4 protein-coding genes and 1 pseudogene are annotated in these 5,474 nt (G+C 49.9%); 4 read left to right on the top strand and 1 reads right to left on the bottom strand.

The window, feature by feature from the left end; all coding sequences use genetic code 11:
* On the bottom strand, positions 1-1,603 hold a 1,603-nt coding region (locus HAV38_RS21490; RefSeq protein WP_168057469.1), incomplete at its 3' end, for a phosphoethanolamine transferase.
* 471 nt (positions 1,604-2,074) lie between these two features.
* On the opposite strand from HAV38_RS21490, the gene rpsL reads away from it, so the two are divergent.
* The 4 genes and pseudogenes from rpsL to HAV38_RS21470 all read left to right on the top strand — a co-directional run.
* Complete coding sequence (rpsL, locus tag HAV38_RS21485) at positions 2,075-2,455, top strand: 30S ribosomal protein S12 (protein WP_168057467.1); 381 nt, start codon at positions 2,075-2,077, stop codon at positions 2,453-2,455.
* Between the two features lie 136 nt (positions 2,456-2,591).
* A complete protein-coding gene (rpsG, locus tag HAV38_RS21480) occupies positions 2,592-3,062 on the top strand; it encodes a 30S ribosomal protein S7 (RefSeq protein WP_108441496.1) in 471 nt (156 codons plus the stop codon).
* A gap of 126 nt (positions 3,063-3,188) precedes the next feature.
* A complete protein-coding gene (fusA, locus tag HAV38_RS21475) occupies positions 3,189-5,294 on the top strand; it encodes an elongation factor G (protein WP_168057465.1) in 2,106 nt (701 codons plus the stop codon).
* 105 nt (positions 5,295-5,399) lie between these two features.
* Positions 5,400-5,474, top strand: a pseudogene (locus tag HAV38_RS21470) (GTP-binding protein); the annotation flags it as partial.

Below are 5,474 nucleotides of genomic sequence, written 5' to 3'. Positions count from 1 at the left end.
ACTCGAACTGGGTATTGTGACCATGGAAAGCAATCTTGCAATTGCCGTCGTACAAGATCTCGCCGTGGTCGGAAAAGTACATCATCGCTGTGAGCTGATTGCTTGCTTTTAGCGACTTGATCACCTGCGCCAGAAACCAGTCTGTGTATAGCACCGAGCCATCGTAACTGTTATTTAATGCGGCCTTATTCGCCAACTTGGTATAGGCGGGATTGATAATGCCGAACAGCGAGGGTTTCCATTGATCAAATTGCTGCGGATAACGATGGCTATAGTTCCAATGACTTCCTAAGGTATGCAATACAATCAATTTCTTAAGGTTTGGATCCCTCATTGCGGCCTCTAGCGGGGGCAGCAACGCCTGGTCAAAGCTAGATATGTCCGTAAAGCCACCCAAATTAAGGAACTGCGTAACGTCCGCTTCATTCGCGAAAACTGAAATAGGCGTATCAAATTTGCCAAAGGACATCTGATTGGATATCCAGTAGGTCTTGAAACCGGCTTCTTTGTACGCAGTGATGAACGACTTTTCATTGAATCCTGCGCGCAAACTCTGCGTCACGGATTTGCGCGAGATCATTACGGGAACCGACAGGCGCGTTGCGGCAACGCCGGTCAGCACGTCTGAAAAACTGACTAAATTGGGTTCCTGTTTGAGCAGGGGATTGGTCTCGCGTGCATAGCCGTTGAGGCTCCAGCGGTCATAACGGGAGGATTCCCCGATGACCATTACCACGATTTGCGCCGTGTCCTGATGACTTACCTGATGCGCGCCAAAGGCAAAATGTTGATTTTTTTGCTGTAAATCTTTTAGGTATCTATGCTCTTTCCAGAAATCGAATCCTCGCACCGCGAGGCCGAATGGCCAGGTCCCGCCGAACGACTCCGCAGCAAAGGGGACGCTGAGCCAACCGGGTAACTGCCCGAACCTTGCGGCGGCCGCAGCCATGACCACGCTAGTACTGTGTCCAGATGTCAGCGTGGAGTGCAGGAGCCCACTGCCAGACGGGTGGCCTAGGTTATCTATGCCTAGCGTTGATTGGGAAGGGGGGGCAGAACTTTTGATAGATGCCAAAGGCGTATCGGCGAACGGATTGGCAAATTCCTTGACACCATATTGCTGACCATACAACCATAAGCCAAGTGCCGCCGCCAGTAACAGGCAGATGCCCCAGCGCGAGCGGCCATGCCAGTCCAGATCGCGGGTGCGCGCCGCCGCAAACCAGCTTAATGCCCACCATACGATAATGCACACCAGCAAAAACGCCAGCAGCCAAAATTTATTACCCAGAAACTCGAGCGCCTCTGCCGGGGAGGTCTCGATGATGATCCCGAGATGGTGGGTAGAGATACCTTGTCCGTAAAACTTACGCAAATATAGTTCGACCGGAAGCACGATAAACGCCGGCAATAACAACCAGTGAAACCATGCCGGACGCTTGAAGAGCGCCCATGCGGCGACCCACGCGATGAACTCCGTTGCCACAATGCGCCACGGACGGGATACAACCTGACCGAATATCCACGGTGAAAAGGGTACCAGCGAAAGAATGAGGTAAGTGATTAATACAAAGAAGTTATTCCGGCGCAGCAAATGAGGCATTGTCATCACAGTGTAAAGAGGAAATGTATTATCCCGCAACGCTGAAAAATTGGCACCTACACGCAAGAAAAATCGGCTCCCGATAAGGCGGCGTACCCATTATTGCTGGCGGAACAGCGTCAGGTTCGAAAGAACAAAATGATTGGGGGCTGCCGATAGTCAGGGAATCGCCTCAACTACCGACCTGCGGCGACAATGCCGGTACAGAACACTGTTGCGAAGAATGAACATTCAGGTATATAGTTCCGGGCGGCTTGACCAAGCAGCAGCATACCGATATACTCGCGGGTTCTCGATTCCAAGTTTTATTGGTCTTGAATGTTCCCCGGCTGGCTTTTCTTGCTGAGGTGCGTTTCTCCTTTATAGCCAAATCGAACTGCGCGGGATTTTCGTGCAAGTATCTGTCCAATCCCGGACAACCGATTTCGGGATTGTTGTTATTAACGTCGTAATTTTGTTGGATAAAAAACGATGCCAACCATCAATCAATTGATTCGCCAGCCACGCGTATCTGCTGTTGTAAAAAGCAAATCGCCGGCGCTGGAAAACAGCCCACAAAAACGCGGAGTATGTACCCGTGTTTATACGACAACTCCAAAGAAGCCAAACTCGGCTCTGCGTAAAGTTGCCAAGGTACGCTTGACCAACGGTTTCGAAGTTATTTCGTACATCGGCGGTGAAGGCCATAACCTGCAAGAGCATAGCGTCGTGTTGTTACGCGGCGGCCGTGTAAAAGATTTGCCGGGTGTGCGTTACCACATGGTTCGCGGTGCATTGGATACTCAAGGCGTCAAGGATCGTAAACAATCGCGTTCGAAATACGGTACTAAGCGCGCTAAAGCAAAGAAATAATTTTTTGTCAGGCTCAGGCCAGATGAAATAGGTGTCGGTCCCCAATGGGCCGAGTAAGTGGAGAGCTATGATGGCTGTCCGCGAGGGTGCAGGAGCAAGGCTCCACACACTCAACTGAAGATTGAAAGGAATCGAAATGCCACGTCGTCGTGAAGTTCCCAAGCGGGACATATTGCCGGATCCTAAATTCGGTAACATTGATGTTGCGAAATTCGTCAACGTCTTGATGCTTTCCGGTAAAAAATCGGTAGCTGAAAACATTATTTACGGTGCTTTTGAGCACATCCAGACTAAATCCGGCAAAGATCCGCTGGAAGTGTTTGCTCTGGCTATTGGTAACTGCAAGCCGCTGGTTGAAGTTAAATCGCGTCGCGTTGGTGGTGCAAACTACCAGGTACCAGTAGAAGTTCGCCCTATCCGTCGTATGGCTTTGTCGATGCGTTGGTTGCGTGAAGCAGCTAACAAGCGCAGCGAAAAATCGATGCCACAACGCCTCGGCGGTGAGTTGCTCGAAGCTGCTGAAGGTCGCGGCGGTGCAATGAAAAAGCGCGATGAAGTACACCGTATGGCAGAAGCGAACAAGGCGTTCTCGCACTTCCGCTTCTAATAGACTGGATGGCTGTCTCCCGAGATGGGGACAGTTGTTCGCATCTGAAATTTGCTCGAGCCGAGCGCATATTTTCATTGAAAAATAGCGCTCGGTTTCGTGCATTAAAAGACTTAGGAATAAATCATGGCTCGCAAGACCCCCATTGAGCGCTATCGCAACATCGGTATTTCCGCTCACATTGATGCCGGTAAGACAACGACCACGGAACGTGTGTTGTTCTACACCGGTGTGAACCACAAGATTGGTGAAGTGCATGATGGCGCTGCCACCATGGACTGGATGGAACAAGAGCAAGAGCGCGGTATCACGATTACTTCCGCTGCTACGACCTGTTTCTGGAAAGGTATGGCGGGTAACTTCCCTCCGCACCACATCAACATCATTGATACGCCAGGTCACGTCGACTTCACGATTGAAGTTGAGCGTTCGATGCGCGTATTGGATGGCGCTTGCATGGTGTACTGTGCGGTTGGTGGCGTTCAGCCGCAATCTGAAACAGTATGGCGTCAAGCCAATAAGTACAAGGTTCCACGTTTGGCTTTTGTCAATAAAATGGATCGTACTGGCGCGAACTTCTTCAAAGTTTACGAGCAAATGCGTGCGCGTTTGAAAGCAAACCCAATTCCTATGCAAGTACCTATCGGTGCCGAGGAAAATTTTGAAGGCGTCATCGACCTGGTTAAGATGCAAGCGATTTACTGGGATGATTCAACTCAGGGTATGAAGTTTGATTACCGCGATATCCCTGAGCATTTGCTGGTCGAAGCCAAAAAATGGCGTGAGAACATGGTCGAAGCGGCTGCTGAAGCATCAGAAGAACTGATGAACAAGTACCTCGACGAAGGTGATCTGACAGAAGAAGAAATCAAAGCGGCGATTCGCCAGCGTACTATCGCTAGTGAAATCGTGCCAATGATGTGCGGTACAGCCTTTAAAAACAAGGGTGTGCAGGCAATGTTGGACGGCGTGATTGAATACCTGCCATCGCCAGTCGATATTCCGCCAGTACCTGGCATGAATGACGATGACGAGCCGGTCGTGCGTAAAGCAGAAGATACTGAGAAATTCTCAGCATTGGCATTCAAAATTGCAACAGATCCGTTTGTTGGTCAATTGTGCTTCATCCGTTGCTATTCAGGCACTTTGAATTCGGGCGACACCGTTTATAACTCTGTTAAAGAGAAAAAAGAACGTATCGGCCGTATTGTTCAGATGCACGCAAATCAACGCGAAGAAATTAAAGAAATGCTGGCGGGTGATATCGCTGCAGTCGTTGGTCTGAAAGATACAACCACCGGCGATACATTGTGTGATCCTTCAGCGATCGTGGTGCTGGAGCGCATGATATTCCCTGAGCCGGTGATCTCACAGGCTGTAGAGCCTAAGACCAAGGTTGACCAGGAGAAAATGGGTCTGGCCCTGAATCGTCTGGCTGCTGAAGATCCATCGTTCCGCGTCAAGACTGATGAAGAATCAGGTCAGACCATCATTGCCGGTATGGGCGAGTTGCATCTGGATATTATTGTCGATCGTATGCGTCGCGAATTTGGCGTGGAAGCGACTGTCGGTAAGCCACAAGTTGCGTATCGCGAAACTATCCGTAAGATATGCGAAGAAAGCGAAGGCAAGTTCGTTAAGCAATCTGGTGGTCGTGGACAATACGGTCACGTGGTATTGAAGATCGAGCCGCAAGCACCTGGTAAAGGTTTTGAATTCGTTGACGCGATCAAGGGCGGTACTGTTCCGCGCGAATATATTCCTGCAGTTGAAAAAGGCGTGCGCGCTACCCTGACTTCAGGTGTATTGGCCGGTTATCCAGTGGTTGACGTTAAAGTCACGCTGTTCTTCGGTTCATACCATGATGTCGACTCCAACGAAAACGCCTTTCAAATGGCTGCTTCGATGGCTTTCAAAGATGGTTGCCGTAAAGCCAGCCCGGTCATTCTGGAGCCTATGATGGCTGTTGAAGTTGAGACGCCAGAAGACTACGCCGGTACAGTGATGGGCGACTTGTCGTCGCGTCGCGGTATGGTGCAAGGTATGGATGAAATCGAAGGCGGCGGCGGCAAGATCATTAAAGCCGAAGTGCCATTGTCGGAAATGTTTGGTTACTCGACTTCGTTGCGTTCGGCCACTCAAGGTCGTGCAACTTACTCGATGGAATTCAAGCATTACTCCGAAGCGCCGAAGAACATCATCGACGCCATCGTGACATCGAAGACCAAGTAAAGACTAAGCAACATACGGTACGGTGCCCATCTCGCAAGAGGTGAGCATTTACCTGAAAAATTTCAGTATTTCATTGAATAATCGCTCTTTTGAAGGAAGAATAAAATGGCAAAAAGTAAATTCGAACGGACCAAGCCGCACGTCAACGTCGGAACGATTGGTCACGTTGATCATGGTAAA

Origin of the sequence: Glaciimonas immobilis (genome assembly GCF_011947285.1) — a bacterium.
GTDB lineage: Bacteria > Pseudomonadota > Gammaproteobacteria > Burkholderiales > Burkholderiaceae_D > Glaciimonas > Glaciimonas immobilis.
The sequence above is the reverse complement of the archived record's forward strand: the minus strand, read 5'-3'. Positions and strand labels throughout refer to the sequence as shown.

Excerpts from the sequence above, each read along its gene's own strand:
- rpsL (WP_168057467.1), top strand. The coding sequence starts at position 2,075 with ATGCCAACCATCAATCAATTGATTCGCCAGCCACGCGTATCTGCTGTT.
- rpsG (WP_108441496.1), top strand. The coding sequence starts at position 2,592 with ATGCCACGTCGTCGTGAAGTTCCCAAGCGGGACATATTGCCGGATCCT.
- fusA (WP_168057465.1), top strand. The coding sequence starts at position 3,189 with ATGGCTCGCAAGACCCCCATTGAGCGCTATCGCAACATCGGTATTTCC.